A 22,178-nucleotide genomic window follows, 5' to 3' on the forward strand; every position below is an offset into this window, starting at 1 on the left:
TGTTATATGAAACTATTAAATATTGGTTGTGGTACTGTATTTCATTCAGCTTGGGTGAATGTTGATATAGTCTCTTCTTCACCAGATGTTAAAGTTTGCGATATCCGAAAAAAATTGCCTTATCCTGATGCTGAATTTGATGCTTGTTATAGTTCTCATGTAATCGAACACCTCAAACAAGAAGAAGCAAATCAATTGCTAGCCGAGTCTTGGCGTATCCTTAAACCAAAAGGTGTTATTAGAGTTGTCGCTCCCAATCTTGAAGCGATAGTTAGAGAATATTTGAAAGCTTTAGAAAAGGTTGAAGCTGGTGTTAAGGAAGCTGAATTAGATTATGATTGGATGATGCTAGAGCTTTACGATCAGGTAGTTCGTAGCTTTCGAGGAGGACAAATGGCTTGTTTTTTGGACAATCCTAATATTCTCAACAAAGATTTCGTGTTCTCTCGTATCGGTTACGAAGTAGAAAATCATGCAGCAAGGAAATTAGCAAAAAAATCTTTATGGGAGAAACTGAAAGCTGAAAATTTATTTTGGCTAATCCAAAAAGTGCGAAACAATATTGCTAAATATTTAGTCACTATAGTAGCAGGTAGTGAAGCCAAACAGGCACTAGAAGAAGGGTTATTTCGTAATTCGGGTGAAATTCACCGTTGGATGTACGATCGCTTTTCATTACGAAGATTGCTTGAACGAACAGGGTTTGTAGATATTCGGGTTTGTCGTGCTGATGAGAGCAGAATTTTAGATTTTAATAGCTATAACTTGGATATAGTAGATGGCAAGGTTCGCAAACCAGATTCCTTGTTTATGGAAGCGATTAAGCCATGAAAATTTTACTTCTAAGTACCTATGACTGGCAAGGAGGGGCAGCCAAAGCAGCTTACAGACTTCATCAAGCACTGCGAAGAACTGGTATCGATTCTCAAATGCTAGTACAAAGTAAATTGAGTGACGAAGAGACTGTTATTACTTCGGCAACTAAATTCCAAAAAGGACTGGCTAAATTAAAACCTTCTTTGGATATTCTGCCTCTAGGATTATATTCTGGGCGCGATCGCGTTACTTATTCCCTCCAATGGTTTCCAGATACTGTTGCTTCTCAAGTAGCTCAAATTAACCCTGATATTATTAACTTACATTGGATTAACGCGGGCTATCTACGGCTTGAAACTCTAGCAAAATTCAAAAAACCGATTGTTTGGACGCTCCATGATATGTGGCCTTTCACTGGAGGATGTCACTATAGTAGTGATTGCGATCGCTACACTAAATCCTGTGGTGCTTGTCCCCAATTACGTAGCACTAGGGAATGGGATATATCCCGTTGGGTTTGGCAGCGCAAAGCAAAAGCTTGGAACAATTGTAATCTTACTATTGTCACGCCTAGTAACTGGTTAGCTAAATGCGCTCAAGAGAGTTCTCTGTTTCAAAACTTTCGGATAGAAGTGATTCCTAACGGTTTAGACATCCAAAGATATAAGCCAATTGATAAACAGTTAGCTAAAAATCTGCTGGGATTGCCTATAGATAAACAAATCATACTGTTTGGCGCGGTTAATGCAACGAGCGATCGCCGGAAAGGTTTTCATCTACTATTGCCAGCTTTGCAAACGCTCGATCGATCTCAATGGCAAGAGAAAATAGAGCTAGTTAGTTTTGGCGCTTCCCAACCCGTGGAACCTCCAAATTTTGGTTTTAAGGCTAACTACTTAGGAAAGTTAAGCGATGAAATTTCTCTATCCTTGGTCTATGCGGCAGCAGATGTTTTTGTTGCTCCTTCACTTCAAGACAATTTACCCAATACGATTATGGAAGCTTTAGCCTGCGGCACTCCTTGCGTTGCTTTTGAGATTGGTGGAATGTCCGATATGATAGAACACAAGCAAAATGGATACCTAGCTCGACCTTATGAAGTAGGTGATTTAGCCAAGGGGATTACTTGGGTGTTAGAAGATAGGGAAGGGTGGAGAAAATTGTGCGATCGCGCTCGCGAGAAAGTTGAACAAGAATTCAGTCAAGAATTACAGACAAAGCGCTATTTATCATTATTCAGTCGGCTTTGTAGCCCAAAAAACTCACAAATTCAACTTTAATCATGTTTCAAGCAGAAACTCCATTTGTCTTATTCGAGTGTTTGTATTTAATTGTTGTTTTGTGTTATGTATTTACTCAATCAAAACTTGTATGCTGGTTAGCCTATGGTTTGGCTGGATTGAAATACTCTCTTTCATCTCTTGAAACTATTGATATTATAAACTATGAAAGGATTTACGAGTCAGTGCAACAATTGGGATTTGAGCCTTTCATGGGTTTAGAGGGAGGATACGCAAGCTTATTATATTTTGCCAAAATAGCTAATCTATCACTAACTTTAATTCACGGGATTACTGTCGTAGTTTTTTTAGTTGCAGTTACTTTTTTATTTCAAGTTTTTCTTCCGAAAAATAAAGCCATAGTCATCAGCTTGTTTTTTGGTTTTGTCCCAGTTGGTGGAGAGCTTAATTTGTATTTGTTAAGGCAGCTGCTGTCAACTGCTATTATTTTTTTTGGCATGGGTTTCTTATTTAAAAACAAGCCATTTAGAGCATTAGTAATCTATCTTTGTGGTTTCTTATTTCATTCAAGTACAGCTATTTACTTTCCACTATTTATTAGCGTTTTTTTTAGAAATAAAATAATTAAAGCCTTGATTGTCATAGGTAGTTACCTTTTAGTTTTTGTGCTGGCCTCTAATTTTGAATTAGGATATGAGCTAATTTCAGGACTTACCGGACAAGAGTCTTTATATTATACAAAGTATCAAGCATACACTTCATTTTCCGGTAAAGCAGGATGGAGAGATGAAGGAAGCATGGGATTGCTTACTATAGGAATGATTTTATACTTCATTGCTATAAATGCCTGGAATCGGCTCTATTTTTTTAGAAGTCAAATCTGGTTTTTTTATTTATTTAGTTTTACTATGGTAATTTTTCAATTTGCCTTGGAAGCCTTTAGACTTTTCTGGATTTCTTCTAGATTAAATTTCATCTCAGATTCATTACTTTTAATATCTAATATTTTGATTAGTTTAGAACTCATACCCAAAAAATATCATCAGTTAACGATTGTTTTTTCAATCGTAGCAATTTTTTGGGTTTCGGTCTACGCTATCGTCATAGGATACGATCGATATGGGCTTTATAGATTTTCACTTTGAGAAAATTTTTCCATCGATGCCAAGAAGCATGTCGATCTAGTTTTAGATTATCATATGAATATGAAAAGCACAGACTTAAATCTTACTCTACCCTTAAAAGAAGGTGGACTACAAACTCAAAATAAATTTAAATTTTCGACGGAAACCAAGCCATTAATTTCTATTATAACTATAGTATTTAATAGAAAAGATTTATTGGAAATAACAGTTCAATCAGTTATCGGTCAGTCTTATGAAAATATCGAGTATATTATTGTAGATGGTAGCTCAACTGATGGAACTGTTGAAGTTATTAGACAATACGAAGACAAAATAGATTATTGGGTTAGCGAACCAGATGAAGGAATTGCAGATGCTATGAACAAAGGGATAAACCTGTCTTCAGGCATTCTGATCGCTCATCTTCATGCAGGAGATAGATTTGCTTCTCAGGACATAGTGTCACAAATTGTTGAATCATATAAAAATGAAAAATGGAGATGGTGTTTTGGTAATCAAGCATTAGTAAACTCCACAGGTGATATTGTTAGTTTTTACCATCCACCCAAGTATAGTAAAAGAATCTTGCATTTAGCTAATATTATTCCTCATGCAACAGTTTTTGCTGAAAGGAGTTTATTTCAAGAAGTAGGTGGTTTTGACAAAAGTTTCAAATGTGCAATGGATTATCATCTTTGGCTTAGGTTGGCACAAATATCTGAGCCAAAACAATTTGATTTAACTATTGCATTATTTTTACTTGGTGGTTTTTCTGCCAATATTAAATTGGCATTGCAGGAGGAATTTAGAGCAAGAGTTGAAGTCTTAAAACAATCTTCTGTTGAAAAATTAATTTCTTTTTGTGTAATTTGTATTAGAATTTTAAAAAGATGGCTTAATATTACAACCTTTGTAAAATTTAATGGTTCAAATTCAAAAATGACAAACTTTTAATTATGAAAATAGCTTATGTTTTGCCCAGATTAAAATATAGCGGCATGACCAGGATTGCTTTTTTATTAGCTACTAATCTTGCTAAAACTTGTGACATTAAGGTATTTTACTTTGGCGAAACTTCTCCCTCTGAAAAAATCTTAAATTTTAAGGTTCCCGTTCAAAAAATTAAATTCACTGAGTTTTGTCATGAGTTAAATGACTATAATATTATTCACTCTCATGGTTTAAAACCAGACCTATATATTTATTTAAATAAAAATAAAATAAATGCTACTGCAATTACGACAATACATGGTTATCATATAGAAGAATTAAGCTACGATCGAGGCCTTATATTTGCTTTGATTTTTGGAAATATATGGAATTTTGCCTGCCGCAACTTGGATTTAGCAGTTTGTATATCTCAAACAATGGAAGAGCATTATCAAAAGCTAGGATTTAATAATACAAAAACTATCTATAATGGAATTCAAGTACCAATTGTTAATAGCGCGTTCAACAAAAATAATATTTCTAATCACTCAAATAGAGATTACATTAAAATCTCGACAGTATCGATTCTCAATAAAAGAAAAGGAATTGAACAGATAATTAAATTATTAAAAATAAATAAAAATTGTTATCTAATAGCTATAGGTGGTAATGAAAAAGATATAAATCGCTTACGAAACCTAGCAAGCGAATTAGGAGTAACCAATAGATGCAATTTTGTAGGCTATAAAGAGAATCCCTGGGAAACTGCTATTCATAGTGATGTGTTTATTTTTCCATCTCGTTCGGAAGGATGTCCTTTAGCATTAACCGAAGCTGCTGCTTTGGAAATTCCGATCCTATGTTCTGATATTCCTACATTTCGTGAAATGTTTGAAGAAGATGAAGTAACCTTTTTTAAGCTTGACGATATCGATGATTTAAATCAAAAAATAATAAAATTAAATGAGATAAAAACTAAAGTAATAAAAGCAAAGTTAAAAGTAAAAGAAAAGTTTGATGTTGAGCAAATGTGCCGCAATTACTTTCAGCTTTATCTCGAATTAACTAAGTCTAAATTACAAAAAAATATGTCGGTATGATAGTTGGAAGTTGTAACTTGTGTGGGTTTCCAGTTATTAAGATAAATAAAGATAACTTTGGTACTCGTTGTATTAATTGTAAATCTACCAAGATCCATAGAGCAGTTGGATTTGTTATCAAATCATTAGATTTATCCGAGCGCATTTTTGTTTACGAACTATCTTCTAGAGGTGCTTTGTATAAATACCTCAAAAGCCAATTTAAAAACTTTTACTACTCTGAATATTTTGACGATGTTCCACCAGGATTAATTAAAAATTCTATAGTATGTCAAGATGTTCAACATCTTCTTCTCAATGATGAATCTTTCGATTTGGTAACTTCTACTGAGGTTTTTGAACATGTACCGAACGATAAAAAAGGCTTTTGCGAAGTCTGCCGGATTTTAAAAACAAACGGATATTTCATTTTCACCGTACCTTTATCAGATAATTTAACAACTGTTGAACGATGTTATCAAAAACCCGATGGTACGATTGAGCATATACTTGACCCGGAGTATCACGGAGACAGAATTCGCGGACGCGGACAAGTTCTGGCTTTTAGAAATTATGGTTCTGATATTGTGGAGAGACTAAAGGATTGCGGTTTCTCTGCTGAGATTCGTAATATTAACTGCGATCGCAATTCAATCAATAATCAAAAGGTAATCGTAGCAAAGAAAATATCTATTTAAGTGATTTCTATATCAAAAGTATGAGACTTAGCGCATCACTTGTTCTTTATAAGAATGAACCAAAGATGGTTCTTAAGGCGGTTGAATCTTTATTTAATACACCATTAGAAATAAATCTTATAGTGATTGACAATTCTCCTTCAGCAGAATTATCAGAGATATTTAGTAATTTAAGCAACTTTAAAATTGATTATTTTTATCAAGATGGAAGAAATCTTGGATTTGGTAAAGGTCATAATTTGGCATTGTCAAAAATTCAAAATTCTGATTATCATTTAATTTTAAATCCTGATGTTTATTTCGAGTCGCATACTATTATCGAACTAATTGACTATTTAGATAAAAATCCAGATATCGGTCTCATACAACCTAAGATTTACTATCCTAATGGCGAGTTACAATATCTTTGTAAGCGCTATCCTAGTTTTTTTCTCTTATTTGCTAGAAGATTTGTCCCACAATATTTAAAAGGGCTATTTAAAGATTACCTGAATTGGTATGAGATGCGAGATACTGGTTACAATCGGATAATAGACGTTCCTTATTTATCGGGATGTTTCATGCTATTTCGTAAAAAATATTTAGATGAAATTGGCTATTTTGATGAAAATATTTTTATGTATCTTGAAGATGCCGATCTAACTCTTAGAATGTCACAGAAATATAGAACAGTTTTTTATCCAGATGTTTGGATTTACCATCACTGGGCTAAAGGTTCGTATAAGTCTCTTAGATTGATGCTAATCTCTATTAGATCGGCATTCTATTTTTTTGGCAAGCATGGATGGCGATTTTTCTAACAATATTTTCACTGGAGACTAATAATGAATAGAACAGAACTTGCCGATTATATTACTAAAAGACTCGATCTACTCTTCTCTGAGAAAACAGAAGAATTCTGTCAGTCCGGTCGGATTAATAGTTTTATAGTTGATGATGTTCTACCTGAGTCATTAGCATTGCAAATTTACAATGCTTTCCCAAAAAAAGAAGAAATGATTCGCAAACGAAGCCTGCGAGAAAATAAGTATGTTGCTGCTCAGATGAATTTATACAATCCTATTTTAGAGGAAGCTATCTACGCGTTCCAGGATCTTAGAGTTGTGTCCAGATTATCAGAAATTACAGGGATAAAAGAGCTAATAGCTGATAAATATCTTTATGCTGGCGGCATAAGCCTGATGGACAAGGACTGTTTCCTGAATCCCCATATTGATAACTCTCATGACAAAGATCGGAGTAATTATCGAGTACTAAACTTACTCTACTACGTGACACCAAATTGGAAACTAGAGTATGGTGGAAACTTGGAACTCTGGGATAATGGTTTAAAAGGTAAACCCAGAACTATCTGGAGTAAGTTCAACAGATTAGTGGTAATGATTACTACTAGATCTTCTTTTCATTCAGTAAGTCCAATCAGACATGAAGGACAAAGATGTTGCTTGTCTAACTATTATTTCTCCCCGACTTCCATAGATGGAGAAGAGTATTTTCATATTACCGCTTTTAGGGGAAGACCAGAACAAAAGCTGAGAGATATTTTGTTAAGAGGTGATATTGCTTTAAGAAGTGCCATTCGCAAACTCTTTCCAAAAGGAATTCTTCCGTTGTTTCATGTTTATAAAAAGTAATTCTTGCCGATCTAATAAAAACTGTTTTAGTGACGGATGAAATAAGCGATAGGCTATGTATTTTTTAAAACTCATTATTGAAGAAAAGATTTAATCTATAAAGAAACCCCCTTACAGCAGGAAACAAGATACTGCTTTAGCCTTATTTTATAAGCTTCGAGATCGCTGTCGCGATCGCACTCAAACATTGCCACCCCAATCTCGCTTATTTGCTCCAACAACTGTGTTTGCTGATGTTCGGATAAAGCGATCTCAGGCGCAATTTCTTGAGCCAGTTCTTCTATTTTAGGAATAAAGCGATCGCTCTGAACTCCAAGACAATATAGCTCCGGCGCGATTGTTTCCCGATAGTAAGTCAAAACCTCATTGAGCAGAAACTGCCTCGCATTCTTAATCATCTTGCATTCAGAGTCGTTCCTAGCTACTCTATTAGCGTTCCCAAAATCTCGTAAAAATTTAAAGCTCAAAGGCGAGCGGCAGTACTGAATCAATTCAGAGTTATTTCATTCTGATTGCACTTAACCAAGAAATGAATTTCTTGGCTCAAAATTTAAGTCCGTCTTATAGGACTTAAGGAATTAGACAGAGAATTTATTCTCTGGCTTTCGAGAATGAAATAGCTCTGTGAATCAATCCAGTCCACAATTCTAGCAATAATTCCCTAACTTCAGCTAAGGGCTTGCATCGGGTCGAAATCTCGATCTTCCCTCTTTCTCCATTAATACATTTAGAAGCCCTGCCTTGCAGGAAAATCCCTTCTTCCTCGCAACTGCTGCGGACGAGTAACCTTCATTAATTCTCAATTGTGGGGACTTTAGAGGAAATATTAATTTTTGTAAGAAAATGAATAATTGTCATTGGTTTGTGCAGAGTCACCAATAGAGGTTTCCAATGCTTAGCGTGGCTAGCAATAAATGGCTAAATCTCTATCGACGTTTTGTACTTCCAGTACAACTTGGCATTGATATTTAATTATTTGCTCAAAACAATCAACTGCCGTTGTTGGAGCGATCGCACTGCATCTAAATCGAGTTTGACAGCGTTTAAAATCTCTAAAATCTCGCCAACCGTGCGCTTTCGAGATGAATTCGCATCGCAAGCTTCTAAAAAGGTAAATTCTGCTTCCGACAAGCGGACGGGTTGATAGTCGCAGTCGAGCAAATTTTGACTGGGATAGCCCATCAGACAAGGATGGCGTTCGGGAATGGCTGCTAATAGGGTTTCGTCAACCGACCAATCTGCTTTTAATAAGGGCGGTTTGCCCAAGAAAAATTCATAGTGGGTAATTTCGGGATCTAGCAGTTCGATCAGTCGATAGCGATCGCGATCGCTCATTTGCTTTGCTCTTTCCATCAACTCTGGCGATTTTCCGAGCAATCTTTCCAATTGCCAATATCGGGGATTGGAGAAGCCAATAAATTCTAACCCAGAAGCCTCAATTAACTCAAACAACGTCTCGATGTTGTAATCGACTTCTTGGGGATGGACGTACATATCTGCAAACGATTCGTCCCGATGATTTTCCATCGACCAACGTTCTTTTTCTCTCTTGACAATTCGGTTATTTTCTGGTAAAGAGGCAAAAATTTGACGACCGACAAACACGCCATCGCGGTAATCCCCTCGTCGGTCTCCTTGCAAAAGTGCGATCGCTTTTTGCATGAGTTGGATTTCCCAGCGTCCTAACTCAGCATAAACGAATACGTGCAACAATCCGCCAGGAGCCAATTTTTCTGCCAAAGCACGAATTCCCTTGACGGGATCGGGCAAATGATGCAACACGCCAACGCAGTTAATCAGATCGAATTCGCCGGGTAATTGAGTTGCCTCTTCGACTTTGAGGAGATGAAATTCAACCGACCGAGCGCGGTTTGCTAGCACTCCCGAACGGCGACAGCGTTCTTTTGCCACTTCCAGCGCTTTTTCGCTCAAATCGATCGCGACGATTTCCGCTTCTGGATTGAGATGGATTAGATAATCGGTTCCCGAACCCGTCCCGCATCCGGCATCGAGAATGCGAATATCTTGCCGCAAGGGTTTTTGACCCGTACAGAAATTATAAGCGGCTATCCAATTCCAGCGCCAATTGTATCCCGGTGGTGGTTCGTCGGAAAGGGGATCTGGCGGAAACGGATAGGTATTGTAGAGTTTGGCAACGGCAGCGTTGATAGCTTGGGAATCGAACATGCTAAGAAAAATGACTGCAAAATAGAGTTTATCCGATGTTGACCCAAATAGTTCAAAATTCGGCGTTGCCTAAATGCGGGAAGTTTTATATCTGGATTCAACACTTCTGAATTAAGCAGTGATGGTTCCGTAGTCATAAAGGCTATGGTAGTTGGGGTGAGATTTAATTAAAGTTGGCTCTCAGCCCAAGTGTAGAATAAATCGTTCGAGAAGATGAGAATTGAGGGGACGTCGTTTATAACTCGCCATCGAAAATACAAAATCCGTCTCACAATCATGTTGTTGAAAAGCATTCAATTTAGCTAGATTGAGAGCCGTCAAAGAACTATTAAAATAAAATGAAAATCAAGTTTAGTTAGATCGCGAGCTTGACAATCAGCTAAACCAGTAAACTGTTTACCATCACGGAACAAAAATTCAATTTGAAAACGAGCCTTATAGTAGAGATAGATCGAGTAAGCATCTAGTTCGAGGTCAGTGGAGAACAAAACCGCATAAGTACTCGCATGAGAACCAGAATTTTTAAGTAGGTAAACATTTCTAACTCCATCAACCCATTTGATTTTACTGTAAAAGCCATCGGTGACTACATAGCGCCGTGAAGTGGGAAGATAAGGGCGAGTTGCTTCAAGTTGTCTGAGATAGTCATTGATTCTCGTCATTTCCAATTGTTCGGTTTTCTTGGAAGACGAAGTTGTTTTGACGAATTGATTGGCAGGTGTTGGCTGAACGCTCAGACTGTAGCCGATGTTGTTAGTTACATCTACTACTGCCATTGCCGAGATTTCCAACCCTTTTTCGATATGATATGGGCTGCACTACCGTTATAGAAGTAATCCAAACCATAAGTGTGTTTTCCACTTTTAGGAAGGAACGAACAATCCACTGCTAAGATTGTTTGAGCTTGTGGTGGGATGGCTTGTCCAATCAATTCTCCGTTGAACTTCATAAAGTTGAACGAGCGTTGATCTTGTCTACGAGCGGTTTGCTCATTAAGCTGGCTGTAACGACTTAAATTGGTGAAATTTGCTCGTCCACAAACGATGATAAGAGTCGAAAATAAGGTGAGAACAAATTTCTGTTGGGGTTGGCTAAATCGCCCACTGAAACCAGTAGGCTTTGTATAATTGTCTTGATGCTATCCATTTTCGGTAATTGCTCCACACTTTTACCTTATCTGAGGGATAGCTTTTTTTGTCTTTTTTTCTCAAAATTGTCCGAACCATCGATCGTAAGTTATGGCAATATAATAATTATTTATTGTCTGCCGCGATCGCACTAAATTTTAATCTACTCGCTTGTTTAGATGATCTTAAAGTTACTTCAGATTGATGAGTCTTATAATTCTCCTAAGTTATCCTCTATAAACTGGGAAAAGTTAGCTCAAGAATATCAAGATCGAAAAGTTGCAGAATCGGGAGTATCTTATCAGTCTAAACCCTTAGGATACCCGAAAATTCCTACCGATCTCCAACTGCGAGACTATCAGCAAACTGCCATTATTAGTTGGTTTCGTAACAAAGGACGAGGAACGCTAAAAATGGCAACGGGCAGTGGAAAAACCATTGTCGCCCTCGCGATCGCAACCGAACTATACCAAAAAATTGGTTTGCAGGTTCTTTTGGTAGTTTGTCCTTATTGCCATCTAGTCACGCAATGGGCAAGAGAATGTGAAAAATTTAATTTAAAACCTATTTTAGCGTTTGAAAACGTTCATAACTGGCAAAGTCAACTGTCTGCACAATTATATACTCTTCGTTTATATACTCTTCGTTGTGGAAATCAATCTTTTCTAACGGTTATTACGACCAATTCCACCTTAATGGGAGAAGGATTTCAATCCCAACTTAAGTTTTTTCCTGAGAAAACTCTGATTGTTGGCGATGAAGCTCATAACCTCGGTTCGACTCGTTTAGAAGAGAGTTTACCGCGAAAAATTGGTCTGCGACTAGCTCTATCGGCAACGCCAGAAAGATATTTTGATGAAGATGGAACGAAAGCTATATTAAATTATTTTGGCGAGATTTTACAACCTGAATTTACGCTTGCCGATGCGATTGATAAAGGGGCATTAGTTCGCTATTATTACCATCCTATTTTAGTAGAATTAACGCTATCAGAAGCTTTAACTTATGCTAAATTGACGCAACGAATTGGTTGGGCATTAGAAGATAACGCGGATTGGACAAAAAATGAGATGTTAACTTCATTATTGATGCAGCGATCGCGTTTAGTTGGCGCAGCAGCGAATAAATTAGAAGCTTTGCGAAATTTAATGGTTAAACGCTTGCATACTCGCCATACACTTTTTTATTGCGGCGACGGGTATGTCGATAATTCTTCTTCTGCGATTTATAGCCGTCAATTAGAAGCCGTGACGCGCATTTTAGGGACAGAATTAGGCTATCGAGTTAATACTTATACTGCTCAAACGCCACTAGAAGAAAGAGAAAAAATGCGACAACAATTTGAAAGCGGAGAGTTACAAGGTTTAGTTGCGATTCGCTGTTTAGATGAAGGAGTCGATATTCCCGCCATTCAAAACGCCGTAATCTTAGCCAGTACCGGAAATCCCCGTCAATTTATTCAGCGTCGGGGGAGAATCTTGCGTCCTCATCCCGGTAAAACCCATGCAACCTTATTTGATACGATCGTTATGCCACCAGAATTAGATCGAGAAATTTGGGAAGTCGAACGCAATTTATTGCGAAAGGAATTAAAGCGTTTTATTGAGTTTGCCAATTTAGCCGATAATGCTGAAGAAGCTAAAGCAAAATTAAAAATCGTTCAAGAGAAATATGATTTGTTAGATAGTTAATAGTTCATGGTTAGTCGTTACTTGATAGCAATTATTTGTATTTTTCCACTAACTAATAACCAATAACTAATATAACAACTAATCAATCAAAATATCTTCTACAGATGCTTCGGTTTCGCGCTGCCATTCTATATTCGGCATTGCTTCAAATGCTTGGCGAACAAAGTCTTCCCATAACTTGCGTATCTTAGCTAAATAGGGATCTCCCAAGCGCAACTCTAAGGTATGGCGAACGACCAAACTGTCAGCTTTGTACATGACTAAATTAATCGGCGGACCGACAGAAATGTTAGATTTCATCGTCGAGTCGATTGACAGGAGAGCGCACTTAGCGATCGCTTCTAGCGGTGTATCGTAAGTAATCGTGCGATCGAGAATGGGTTTGCCGTATTTAGTTTCTCCAATTTGTAAAAATGGCGTTTCTTTGGTTGCCTGAATAAAGTTTCCCTGAGGATAAATTAAGTAAAGCTGGGGTTCCTCCCCTTTAACTTGTCCTCCCAAGAGAAAGTTACATTGAAAATCAATATTATCCCTTTCTAACCATTGGCGATCGCGATCTTGAATCTGCCGACTTTTATGACCGATATAGCGAGCAATATCATACATACTGGAAAGATTATGCAGATTCACTTCCTCGTGGTTTTGAATATCTCGCCGTAATTCAGCAATCACCCCCTGCGTCATCGAGAGATTTCCAGAAGTGCAAATCAAAAGCACTCGTTCTCCCGGTACGGAAAAATCGAAGAGTTTTTTGTAAGCAGAAATATAATCAACTCCAGCATTAGTCCGAGAGTCTGCTGCAATCACGATCCCAAAGCAATTAATGATTCCCAAACAGTATGTCACGCCTCTAAAATCCATCTAGAGCTACCAACGGTTATTCTATCTTTCTTTAATGCAACAAGAGGACGGTCAATTTATTGACTGGTGAATTGTTGCCAAGAGCAAACATCGCGCTACTCTATATATCTACACAGTTAACAGCTACAATTGTAGAATTTAAAATAGGAAAATGCGATCGAGGTCAAAAATGCTTACTCTTACTTACGAGTACAAATTGAAACCAACCCAAAAAAACAAATAGCGGTGAGCGAGAGTTAGCCAGCTTTTTTAAAGGCTGGTATTCGAGCGAACTTAGGGGTTTTAACCTCGTTACCGAGTGAGGATTAACTCAATGATTAAAATTAAAAGACGGGCAAATATTTTTTCTCTTGGAAAGTAAGTTAAAAAAATCAAATAGGCACAGTAATTTTTGGCTGAAATGTTGGTAACAAAAATGAAATTAATTTAGGAAAAAAGACGGAGCGGGAATTCGTATAGATTCCGACGGCTAAATTAAAATCCCGTATTGCTCAGTTGTGCAAACAATACGGGATTCAATTTGTTGAAACCGAAGAAAGCTATTCTTCAAAGTCCTCATACTTAGATAATGACGAGCTACCTATTTTCGGTGCGAAACCCGAAGGGTGGCAACCATCAAGTAAAAGAGGCAAGAAAATTAAAGGTAAGCCGAAAAATCTTGGTAGAGGTGGATATCTTATACCGCACAAGGCTTTAAGGTCAATTCAGACGCTAATGCCAGTGCTAATATCATGAAATAAAGTAGCAACACAGGTTTTTTGAAGTATGTGTGACAGACACCAGAGCATTGAGGAGCCGTGTAATGGGGAAACCATTACGCACGGTTTTGAAGACCAGTGGGACTGGTAACAGTCTCACTGAGTTTAATCACCGATAATTAATTATCTGGGGTAGTCTTCACCCTTTTTTTATCCTTCCTCTTTTATACTGTTTCCCTCGATGGCGATCGCTACCTTCTAATTGAGTATGTCTTTAACCATGCACCAGCGACATCGGATGACAATTACTTTTCTTATTAGCTTGCAGGTCGTTGCTTCTCGTTGTTCGTACCTTTTAGGTGCGCTTTTGTTCGGGCTAACTTACTCGCTTGGGTTGGCTAGCGCTTGTCTGGCTCAAGCTCCCCCATCGCCGCCCCAGTCCCAATCGCCAGAAGACTCGCTGCCAACCCTTCCCAACGCGGGGCGACCAGACGCCCAAACGCCTCAAGTTCAACCGTCGCCGACGCAACCCGCTCCCGTGCCTTCTCCCTCGCCAACCTTTAGACGAGGAGATTTACCTCCCGAAACCAACTCGACCCCCGTCTATGAGGAGAGAGAATCCAGACCTTTTAGAACCTATCGACTGGCGATCGGCGATGGCATTAATGTTAACGTAATTGATTTTCCAGAGTTTAATTTTGCAGGAACTATCGACAGCGAGGGAAACATTTTTGTCCCAATTCTCGGCAAAGTTCCTGTGGTTGGACTGACCCTCCAAGAAGTGGAAACCAAAATTGCCTACGAGCTAAGTCGTCGCTTCCTTAAAGAAGAACCAGAGATCGCTGCCACCCTTGTAGGCGCGCGCCCGGTTCAGCTGACCCTTTTGGGAGAAGTCGTGAGACCGGGATTTTATACCCTACCTCCGCAAACATCTCTCGTATCGATTTTGCTCTCAGCCGGAGGAGCAACATCAAAAGCCGATCTCAGATCGATCGTCATTCGCCGCTCTTTGGTCGATGGAACGGTTTTGGAAGAAAAAGTCGATCTGTATACGCCTTTAATCAAAGGAGAAAAAGCGCCAGACGTACAGCTTCAGGGGGGAGATACGGTGATCGTCTCGAGACTGGAATTCGGTCAAGAACAAGGCTACGATCGCAACTTACTCGCTCGTACCAATCTGGTTCAGCCCAGCATTACCGTTCGCATCCTAGCGCCCAATCTCGATGGGGCAGGAATCAGCTTGCGCAATCTCAACGTCCCTAGCGGCAGCACCTTCCTAGACGTAGTAGCTAGTCTTCCCGCCGCCGATACCTTGCGAGTTAACTTTGATGAAGTCACTTTGTTGCGCTTCGACCCAGAAAAAGGTAGAGTAGTCACTCAAACGCTCAGTCCTACAAGCACTGTCGAAGGAGATACCGCTCAAAATATTCCACTCCAGGAGCAGGATGTTATCGTCGTCAGTCGCACCTTGCTCGGCGAGATTCTCTCTGCTTTTCGAACTCTGACCCAACCCATTCGAGATGTTTTTGGTTTTTCTGACTTTATTTTCGACCTCCCGAATCGATTTGATTAATTTTAAGCGCCATCTTCTGACCCGCTTTGTTTGGGCAAACGTTAGCCAGTCGCTTAAAAAATCGTCTCAATTTCCTTCATCAGACAACCGTTAAATTAAAATAGATGCAACTACTAAGTTCGATTTGATGGCTATGGCTTCAACTCCACCTATTGTCAAACGCTATTTAATTGCCTTTGGACAGTACAATTGGCTGGGATTTCTGCTTTTTGCTTTGGCAGTAGGGGTTTCAGGAATTGTAGCTTTTCAGCCGCCGCCGCAGCCCCCCCGTCCTACTTACAAAGCAATAGGACAATTAGCCTATCGCATTCCGCCACCAACGTTTACTGCGACTGGAAGCCAGCTTCAAGAACAGGGGCGAACCATTAACCGAGATGCGTTGCTCTCCGTTAGAGTGCTTCAGAGAGTCGCTGAAAAATTAAACCTAACTGCCGACCAGATTTTAGAAATCCGCGATAAAAGACTGCAAATTAGCTTTCCCGGCGAAGGACAGCCAGAGGGGAAAGGAACAACAACTGCCCAATCGCAGGCGATCTCGTTGGAATATACCGATCCCGAATCTCCCACTCGCGCGACTTTGATTTTAGAAACCTTCATGAAAGAGATGGTCGATTACAGCCGTTGGCTCAATACCTCCCAGCTACGCGGCAGAATCGAAGCCCTCACGGCACGATTGGGACAGGTACAAAACGATCTCACCAGAGCTGAAGAGAAATTTTATCGCTATATTTCTAGAGAAGGCTCGGATTTATTAGCCGTTCAAGATGGCAGCTTATTCAGCGGCATTACAAGCTCTCAGCAACAACAAAGACAAATCCAGCTGGCGCTACAGGAAATTGACGGTCAAATGGCTAGCCTGTCCAAGCAATTAGGCTTGACGGCAGATCAAGCGTATACGTCTTCTGCGCTGAGTGCCGACCCGATTATTGCCAATCTGCGGGCGAGAATCTTAGAAAATGAGCTGCAACTCGTGCGTTTGGAGCAAGATTTGCGACCGGAACACCCGACCATCGTCAAGCTACGCAAAGACCAGGTGGTCAATAATACCCTCCTGCAACAACGCGCTCAAGAATTAATCGGTCGCGACGGGATTTTAAAACCCTTACCCGATCGAATTCGCAAAGACAGCAATCTCGATCCGGCAAGACAGCAATTGGCTAACCAGTTAGTTGCCCTGCAAACGCAGCGAGAAGGATTGCTCAACCAACTTACCTCGATTGTCAAGACCGAACAGGAGTTGCGACAGCAGTACGAAAGATTTCCCGATAAGCAATTGCAGCAAGCGCGTTTGGTTCAAAATGTCGAGTTTCAACGGGTAATCTACCAAAATATTCTGACTGCTCTGGCCGATGCTCAGTCGGCTGAGGCAGAAACGGCTAGCAGCTTGGCGATCGCGCAAGAACCTGTCGTTGCCCCACCTGGCTCCTACACGCCAAGAGCAGCTAATGTCTTGCTGATTCTGGCTGCGGGTGCTGGTATTGGTTTAGTAGTCGGCGCTGGGGTGATCTTCTTGCTGGCAATGGTGGACGATCGCTTGCATACGCCCCAAGAATTGCGCGATACGGTATCGGATAAAGAATTCCCAGTGCTGGGACAATTGCCACTGATGCCTATCGAGGAAGGAAGCGAGAGACGCCGCCCGATTCTACTGGATGCCGAGTCCCCCTATTTGCCCTACTACGAGCGATTCCGCAGCAATATTCGCCGTCTGGCTTCGGAATCTTGTAAGGTTATTTTAATCACCAGTATCGCTGGCGACGAAGGAAAAACCGTTACGGCTTATAATCTCGCGATCGCTTCGGCACTAGCTGGCAAGCGGACGCTTTTAGTGGAAGCCGACTTGCGCAGCCGTTCTAAGGCTAGCGTCCTGCAAGTAACGCTCGACCTCGAAGCAGCGCTCGAACCTTTGCGCTATTACGCCAATCGCGGCGAAGCGATCAATTTGGTGCCGACGATCGAAAACTTGTATATCCTGCCCGGTCCCGGTCCTCAGAGACGAGCAGCAGCCATTATCGAGTCCAGCGAACTGCAACTGCTGCTAAAAGATGCGAAGGGTCGCTATGACATGGTTATCGTCGATACGCCATCGCTGTCGCGCTGCAACGACGCCCTCTTACTCGAACCGCTCACCGATGGATTGATTCTCGTCACCCGACCCGGACTGACCCGTTCTAGCTTGTTAAACGAAGCGCTCGACCAGTTTACAGAGGCAGAAGTATCGGTTCTGGGCGTTGTTATCAACGGCGTTGAAGGACTGAATCCCATCTCGCCCACGCAACTAGAGACGGTAGATTCCGAAGAAGCCGGATCGGACGAAGAGGGGACTAGAGTGGGCGTGTAGGCAACGGTTTATTGACTGAACTGTTGGGCGTGAAAGCGAGCGTAACGCCCATTTTGGGCTAACAATTGTTCGTGAGTTCCAGATTCAATAATTTGTCCTTTTTCCAGAACGAGAATGCGATCGGCGCGGCGTACCGTCGCGAGTCGATGGGCAATAACAAAAACGGTGCGTTCTTTCATAATGCGATCTAAAGCTTCTTGTACCAAAGCTTCTGACTCCGAATCGAGTGCCGAAGTCGCTTCATCGAGAATTAAAATTCTCGGATTGAGGAGAATTGCCCGCGCGATCGCAATTCTCTGTCGCTGTCCCCCCGATAAATTGACTCCTCGTTCCCCGACATAGGTGTAATATCCTTGCGATAGCTGGGTCACGAACTGGTGCGCGTTGGCAATTTTGGCCGCCGATTCGATCGCGTCGAGGTCGAATTCGATTTGACCGAAGGCGATATTTTCGGCGATCGTGCCCGAAAAAAGCATGGTATCCTGGGGAACGATCCCGATTTGCCGTCGCAGACTCTTGAGGGTGACATCTTGAATATTAACTCCATCGATAAGGATGTCTCCCGCTTGGGCATTGTAGAAACGCGGTAGAAGATTGACTAGGGTGGTTTTTCCCGCACCAGACGCACCCACTAAAGCGATCGTTTCTCCGGGATAGGCAATCAAACTGAGATTTTTGAGAACGGGTTTTTCTGGGCAATAGGAAAAATTGACGTGGCGATATTCTACTTTACCTGTAACGGGAGGAAGTGCGATCGCGTCTTTTTTCTCGACGACGGTGGGTTGAATCTCTAAAAGTTCAAAAATCCGGTCTACAGAAGCCTGTCCCTGTTTGAATTCGTTGTAATTGCTGGTGATAATGGCGATGGGATCGAACAACATCACTACAGCCACCAAGTAACTAACAAATTCGCTACCCGTCAGGTTTTTCTGAGAAATTTGCCAACCTGCTAGGAAAAAGAGAAACACGATACTCATTGCTTGCAGAAAGCCAACCACGACATATTGAAAGGCTTTTAGGCTTTCTGTATGATATTTTGCCCGTCGATTGTGTTCTGCTTCTTGAGCAAAACGTTGAATTTCATAATTTTCGGCAGCAAAAGCTTGTACTAATCGAATGCCGCTAAAGACTTCGGTGAGTAAGGAAGACAAATTAGATGTTCGTTCCTGACTGCGGCGAGAAAACTTGACTAACTGCTCTCCAAACGCACCGACTAATAATGTCATTAAAGGTGTGATAATTAAAGCTCCTAGCGTTAATTGCCAGTTGAGATAGAACATGTAGCCTATGACCACAATGAGTTGCAATACGCAAGGAATAAAAGCATGGAAAAACTTGTAGATAACTTCTCCGATGCGATCGATATCTTCTGTCAGTCGGTATGAAAGATCGCCTGTTTTGGTGACTTCAAAGTAATTGAGACTCAATTTTTGTAGATGGCTATAAACTTTGACGCGGATATCGAGGGCAATTTTCAGGGCAGCTTTTGCCATCAGAGAATCTTGTCCGTATTGGGCCGCACCTCGAACTAAAAACGCGATCGCAATAATTCCTCCCATTTGAGCGATTTTGCCAACATTTCCCTGTCCGACATATTCTGCAATTTGTCCGGTCAATCGCGCCAGAATCGGCCAGAAAATCGTAAAAACAATCGTACAAACGGCAGCTTGAGCGATCGTTTGTATTTGAGGACGGAGATAGGGAAGCAGTTGCCAGTAGTTCGATCGCGTTTTCAAGGCTCGTGGCTCATAAATGGATTGTGTAATAGTCTACAAGAAAGCTACAAACTTAGTGCTGAGTAGTGGGGCTAATACTGATGCGATCGCCTTGGCAATTAAACCCGTCCCTACTGCCCTGTATGACCGTTGCTTTGAGATGTTACATTAGTAGCCGGCTTTTGCTTTGGTGCGATTGATTGACTGACGCGATCGAGCGAATAGAAGTTACCGCACAACAGCAAGCGATCGCCTGCTTGTATATCGCTACTGCCATCGGGAAAGCGAATATACTTTCCTTCTCGTCGAATCGCCTGTATTAATACGCCAAACTGTTGCTTGAAATTGAGTTCTGCGAGCGTCTTGCCAACGACGGGACTATCTTCTGGCACTAAAAGCCACTGACAGGATGCATTTTCATTGGGAATCGCGACTTCTCCTTTAGCTAGATCCTTGAATCCTGCCAATTCATCGGGTTCTCCTACAATCAGGAGATCGTCGCCTTCTTGTAGCACGGTTTTGCGATCGGGATAATCCATTTCGTCTCCACCAGAACGGCGGATTGCCATCAGGCTAACGCCAGTCAGACGGCGCAGATCGGTCTCTTCGAGCGTCATACCCACCAGAGGCGAATTAGCTGGCAATGGATACCACTTTCCGTTCATCTCCTGAGTCGCTTGCTGTAGCTCCCGCGACACTTGGTCGGGACGACGTTCGGGACGCAGCGTTAGATAGTGAGAATAGCGAATTTTTTGAATTTCCCGTTGAAGGGCAGGCAAGGATAGCCCCAGTTTGGTGAAAAGATGGGCAGAAAGTTCCAAGCTGGCTTCAAATTCTGGCTGTACCACTTCCCTAGCTCCGAGTTGGTAGAGTAGTTCGATGTCCTTATCCTGGTTCGCCCGCACGACGACATCGAGTTCGGGACTCAGTTCTAAAGCTCGCTTCAGGCACAGACGGGTACTCATGGGATCGGGTAGAGCGATCGCCATTCCGCGTGCTCTACTAACTCCTGCCTTTTTTAGAACGTGCAAGCTGACGGCATTGCCATAAATGTACGGGATCTCTGCCTCCCGCAACTGTTGAATCCGATGCTCCGATTGATCGATGACCAGCACGGGATAGCCGCGATCGCGCAATAGTTGCACGATATAGCGACCAACGCGCCCGTAGCCGCAAACCACGACATGCTCCTCAAAGGGTACATCCTTCGAGACTTCTAGCGGCACGTCGGCTTTATCCAACCAGTCCTTGAGCCAGGGTAAGGATTCTGCCCAAACGAACAATTGCGGGAGCGATCGCAGCACGAACGGGGTGAGTAGCAGCGTCACTGCTGTGGTGCCCAAAATCAGCGAGTAAACCTTTTGAGAAACCAACCCCAACCGTTGCCCTTCACTAGCGAGAACGAAGGAAAACTCCCCAATCTGTGCCAACCCCAATCCCGCAATCAGCGAAGTTTTGAGAGGATAGCGGAATAGCTTGACCAGCGGTGCGATAATAAGGAACTTTCCCACTAATACCAATGCCACTAACCCCAAAATCGAAGGCAGGTTATCCCATAAGAAAATCGGGTCGATTAACATGCCGATGGCGGCAAAAAACAGGGCGGCACAAATGTCTCGCAGGGGTTCTACATAGGTCAGCGTTTGGTCTGCATATTCTACCTCGGAGATCGTTAGCCCTGCCACAAAGGCTCCCATTTCGATAGACAGACCCAACTGTCCGGTTAGCAGGGCAATTCCTAAACATAGGGCAACTACGCCCAAGAGAAAGAGTTCGCGACTCTCTGTCCGCGCCAGCAATCGCAGTAGGGGAGGAATTACCCAAATGCCTACCAACACAGCCCCCAGAGCAAATAACCCTATTTGCAGCAGCGCCCAACCCACTGCTAAACCAATTTCTCCAGGCGGTTTGTCCAGCGCGGGCAACACCGCTAGCATCAGCCCTAAGGCTAGGTCTTGCACGACTAGGATTCCCAGCATGACTTGTCCGTGAAGAGTTGCCGTTTCGTTGCGTTCCATCAACCCTTTGAGGACAACTGCTGTTGAAGAGAGAGAGAGAATTGCTCCCAAAAAGATGCCCTGAGCGGGGGAAGTCACCCATCCCATTAGCAGAGACGCCAAAGCCGTCATTCCAATCGTGAGAATGATTTGCAGTCCACCGCCTCCTAAGCTGATGCCCTTGACTTTTTGGAGTTCGGAAAAGGAAAACTCAACTCCCAGCGAAAACAGTAAGAAAGCAACTCCCAATTGCGCCAGTGTCTCTACCTGAACCAGTTCTTTAATTAATCCCAGTCCGGCAGGACCGATAATTATGCCTGCCAGCAAGTATCCTAAGAGAATAGGCTGCCGTAGTAGAGCCGCCAATAAGCCTCCAACGGCGGCTGCTGTCAAAACTGATACTAAATCGATAATTAGTCTAAAATCTTCCTGCACGAGATCTGCTTAGTCTGTTCAAAAACGATTA

17 protein-coding genes are annotated in these 22,178 nt (G+C 41.6%); 11 read left to right on the forward strand and 6 right to left on the reverse strand.

Annotated features, from left to right (window positions below):
* Positions 1-6 precede the first annotated feature (6 nt).
* The 8 genes from PLE7327_RS21060 to PLE7327_RS21095 are packed head-to-tail and all read left to right on the forward strand — an operon-like array spanning position 7 to position 7,522.
* Positions 7-831 carry a methyltransferase domain-containing protein gene (locus tag PLE7327_RS21060; RefSeq protein ID WP_015145787.1) on the forward strand — a complete coding sequence of 275 codons (825 nt, stop codon included), beginning with the start codon at positions 7-9 and terminating at the stop codon, positions 829-831.
* The gene (locus PLE7327_RS21065; RefSeq protein ID WP_015145788.1) at positions 828-2,096 is read left to right on the forward strand and encodes a glycosyltransferase family 4 protein; all 1,269 of its coding nucleotides are present in this window, start codon (positions 828-830) and stop codon (positions 2,094-2,096) included. Before PLE7327_RS21060 ends, PLE7327_RS21065 begins: the two co-directional genes overlap by 4 nt.
* Positions 2,097-2,098: 2 nt before the next feature.
* Positions 2,099-3,202: an EpsG family protein gene (locus tag PLE7327_RS21070; RefSeq protein WP_015145789.1), complete on the forward strand. Its 1,104-nt coding sequence runs from the start codon at positions 2,099-2,101 to the stop codon at positions 3,200-3,202.
* Between the two features lie 60 nt (positions 3,203-3,262).
* Positions 3,263-4,135, forward strand: a complete 873-nt coding sequence (locus tag PLE7327_RS21075) for a glycosyltransferase family 2 protein (protein WP_217523246.1) — start codon at positions 3,263-3,265, stop codon at positions 4,133-4,135.
* Positions 4,136-4,137: 2 nt separating this feature from the next.
* Positions 4,138-5,211 (forward strand): glycosyltransferase family 4 protein, encoded by a 1,074-nt coding sequence (locus tag PLE7327_RS21080; protein WP_015145791.1) that lies wholly within the window; start codon positions 4,138-4,140, stop codon positions 5,209-5,211.
* Entirely contained in the window at positions 5,208-5,888 is a 681-nt protein-coding gene (locus PLE7327_RS21085; protein ID WP_015145792.1) for a class I SAM-dependent methyltransferase, read from the forward strand. Before PLE7327_RS21080 ends, PLE7327_RS21085 begins: the two co-directional genes overlap by 4 nt.
* Before the next feature lie 20 nt (positions 5,889-5,908).
* Positions 5,909-6,688 (forward strand): glycosyltransferase, encoded by a 780-nt coding sequence (locus PLE7327_RS21090; protein WP_015145793.1) that lies wholly within the window; start codon positions 5,909-5,911, stop codon positions 6,686-6,688.
* A 24-nt stretch (positions 6,689-6,712) separates the two neighbouring features.
* Positions 6,713-7,522, forward strand: coding sequence for a 2OG-Fe(II) oxygenase (locus PLE7327_RS21095; protein ID WP_015145794.1), 810 nt, complete (start codon positions 6,713-6,715; stop codon positions 7,520-7,522).
* Between the two features lie 95 nt (positions 7,523-7,617).
* Here the strand turns inward: PLE7327_RS21095 and PLE7327_RS21100 are convergent, their stop codons facing one another.
* From PLE7327_RS21100 to PLE7327_RS25495, 3 genes are all read right to left on the reverse strand, one after another.
* Positions 7,618-7,920 carry a hypothetical protein gene (locus PLE7327_RS21100; protein WP_015145795.1) on the reverse strand — a complete coding sequence of 101 codons (303 nt, stop codon included), beginning with the start codon at positions 7,918-7,920 and terminating at the stop codon, positions 7,618-7,620.
* A gap of 574 nt (positions 7,921-8,494) precedes the next feature.
* Complete coding sequence (locus tag PLE7327_RS21105; RefSeq protein WP_015145796.1) at positions 8,495-9,709, reverse strand: bifunctional 2-polyprenyl-6-hydroxyphenol methylase/3-demethylubiquinol 3-O-methyltransferase UbiG; 1,215 nt, start codon at positions 9,707-9,709, stop codon at positions 8,495-8,497.
* Between the two features lie 317 nt (positions 9,710-10,026).
* Positions 10,027-10,485: a transposase gene (locus PLE7327_RS25495; protein WP_051036494.1), complete on the reverse strand. Its 459-nt coding sequence runs from the start codon at positions 10,483-10,485 to the stop codon at positions 10,027-10,029.
* Positions 10,486-11,015: 530 nt separating this feature from the next.
* On the opposite strand from PLE7327_RS25495, the gene PLE7327_RS21120 reads away from it, so the two are divergent.
* Positions 11,016-12,527 carry a DNA phosphorothioation system restriction enzyme gene (locus tag PLE7327_RS21120; RefSeq protein ID WP_015145797.1) on the forward strand — a complete coding sequence of 504 codons (1,512 nt, stop codon included), beginning with the start codon at positions 11,016-11,018 and terminating at the stop codon, positions 12,525-12,527.
* Between the two features lie 78 nt (positions 12,528-12,605).
* Here PLE7327_RS21120 and PLE7327_RS21125 read toward each other — a convergent pair whose 3' ends face one another.
* Positions 12,606-13,373 carry a proteasome-type protease gene (locus tag PLE7327_RS21125; protein WP_041393710.1) on the reverse strand — a complete coding sequence of 256 codons (768 nt, stop codon included), beginning with the start codon at positions 13,371-13,373 and terminating at the stop codon, positions 12,606-12,608.
* Positions 13,374-14,384: 1,011 nt separating this feature from the next.
* Between PLE7327_RS21125 and PLE7327_RS21135 the strand changes: the two genes are divergently transcribed.
* Together PLE7327_RS21135 and PLE7327_RS21140 are read left to right on the forward strand one after the other, a co-directional pair.
* Entirely contained in the window at positions 14,385-15,659 is a 1,275-nt protein-coding gene (locus PLE7327_RS21135; protein ID WP_041393712.1) for a polysaccharide biosynthesis/export family protein, read from the forward strand.
* A 133-nt stretch (positions 15,660-15,792) separates the two neighbouring features.
* Positions 15,793-18,000, forward strand: a complete 2,208-nt coding sequence (locus PLE7327_RS21140) for a tyrosine-protein kinase domain-containing protein (protein WP_015145800.1) — start codon at positions 15,793-15,795, stop codon at positions 17,998-18,000.
* An 8-nt stretch (positions 18,001-18,008) separates the two neighbouring features.
* Here the strand turns inward: PLE7327_RS21140 and PLE7327_RS21145 are convergent, their stop codons facing one another.
* Positions 18,009-19,736, reverse strand: coding sequence for an ABC transporter ATP-binding protein (locus PLE7327_RS21145; RefSeq protein WP_015145801.1), 1,728 nt, complete (start codon positions 19,734-19,736; stop codon positions 18,009-18,011).
* Positions 19,737-19,846: 110 nt separating this feature from the next.
* Positions 19,847-22,147, reverse strand: a complete 2,301-nt coding sequence (locus PLE7327_RS21150) for a cation:proton antiporter (protein ID WP_015145802.1) — start codon at positions 22,145-22,147, stop codon at positions 19,847-19,849.
* Positions 22,148-22,178: the final 31 nt, after the last annotated feature.

This window comes from Pleurocapsa sp. PCC 7327 (genome assembly GCF_000317025.1).
Classification (GTDB): Bacteria; Cyanobacteriota; Cyanobacteriia; order Cyanobacteriales; family Microcystaceae; genus Hydrococcus.

Coding starts and splice junctions, on each gene's coding strand:
- PLE7327_RS21065 (WP_015145788.1), top strand. CDS start 828: ATGAAAATTTTACTTCTAAGTACCTATGACTGGCAAGGAGGGGCAGCC.
- PLE7327_RS25495 (WP_051036494.1), bottom strand. CDS start 10,485: ATGGCAGTAGTAGATGTAACTAACAACATCGGCTACAGTCTGAGCGTT.
- PLE7327_RS21095 (WP_015145794.1), top strand. CDS start 6,713: ATGAATAGAACAGAACTTGCCGATTATATTACTAAAAGACTCGATCTA.
- PLE7327_RS21105 (WP_015145796.1), bottom strand. CDS start 9,709: ATGTTCGATTCCCAAGCTATCAACGCTGCCGTTGCCAAACTCTACAAT.
- PLE7327_RS21085 (WP_015145792.1), top strand. CDS start 5,208: ATGATAGTTGGAAGTTGTAACTTGTGTGGGTTTCCAGTTATTAAGATA.
- PLE7327_RS21135 (WP_041393712.1), top strand. CDS start 14,385: ATGACAATTACTTTTCTTATTAGCTTGCAGGTCGTTGCTTCTCGTTGT.
- PLE7327_RS21100 (WP_015145795.1), bottom strand. CDS start 7,920: ATGATTAAGAATGCGAGGCAGTTTCTGCTCAATGAGGTTTTGACTTAC.
- PLE7327_RS21070 (WP_015145789.1), top strand. CDS start 2,099: ATGTTTCAAGCAGAAACTCCATTTGTCTTATTCGAGTGTTTGTATTTA.
- PLE7327_RS21120 (WP_015145797.1), top strand. CDS start 11,016: ATGATCTTAAAGTTACTTCAGATTGATGAGTCTTATAATTCTCCTAAG.
- PLE7327_RS21075 (WP_217523246.1), top strand. CDS start 3,263: ATGAAAAGCACAGACTTAAATCTTACTCTACCCTTAAAAGAAGGTGGA.
- PLE7327_RS21060 (WP_015145787.1), top strand. CDS start 7: ATGAAACTATTAAATATTGGTTGTGGTACTGTATTTCATTCAGCTTGG.
- PLE7327_RS21140 (WP_015145800.1), top strand. CDS start 15,793: ATGGCTTCAACTCCACCTATTGTCAAACGCTATTTAATTGCCTTTGGA.
- PLE7327_RS21080 (WP_015145791.1), top strand. CDS start 4,138: ATGAAAATAGCTTATGTTTTGCCCAGATTAAAATATAGCGGCATGACC.
- PLE7327_RS21090 (WP_015145793.1), top strand. CDS start 5,909: ATGAGACTTAGCGCATCACTTGTTCTTTATAAGAATGAACCAAAGATG.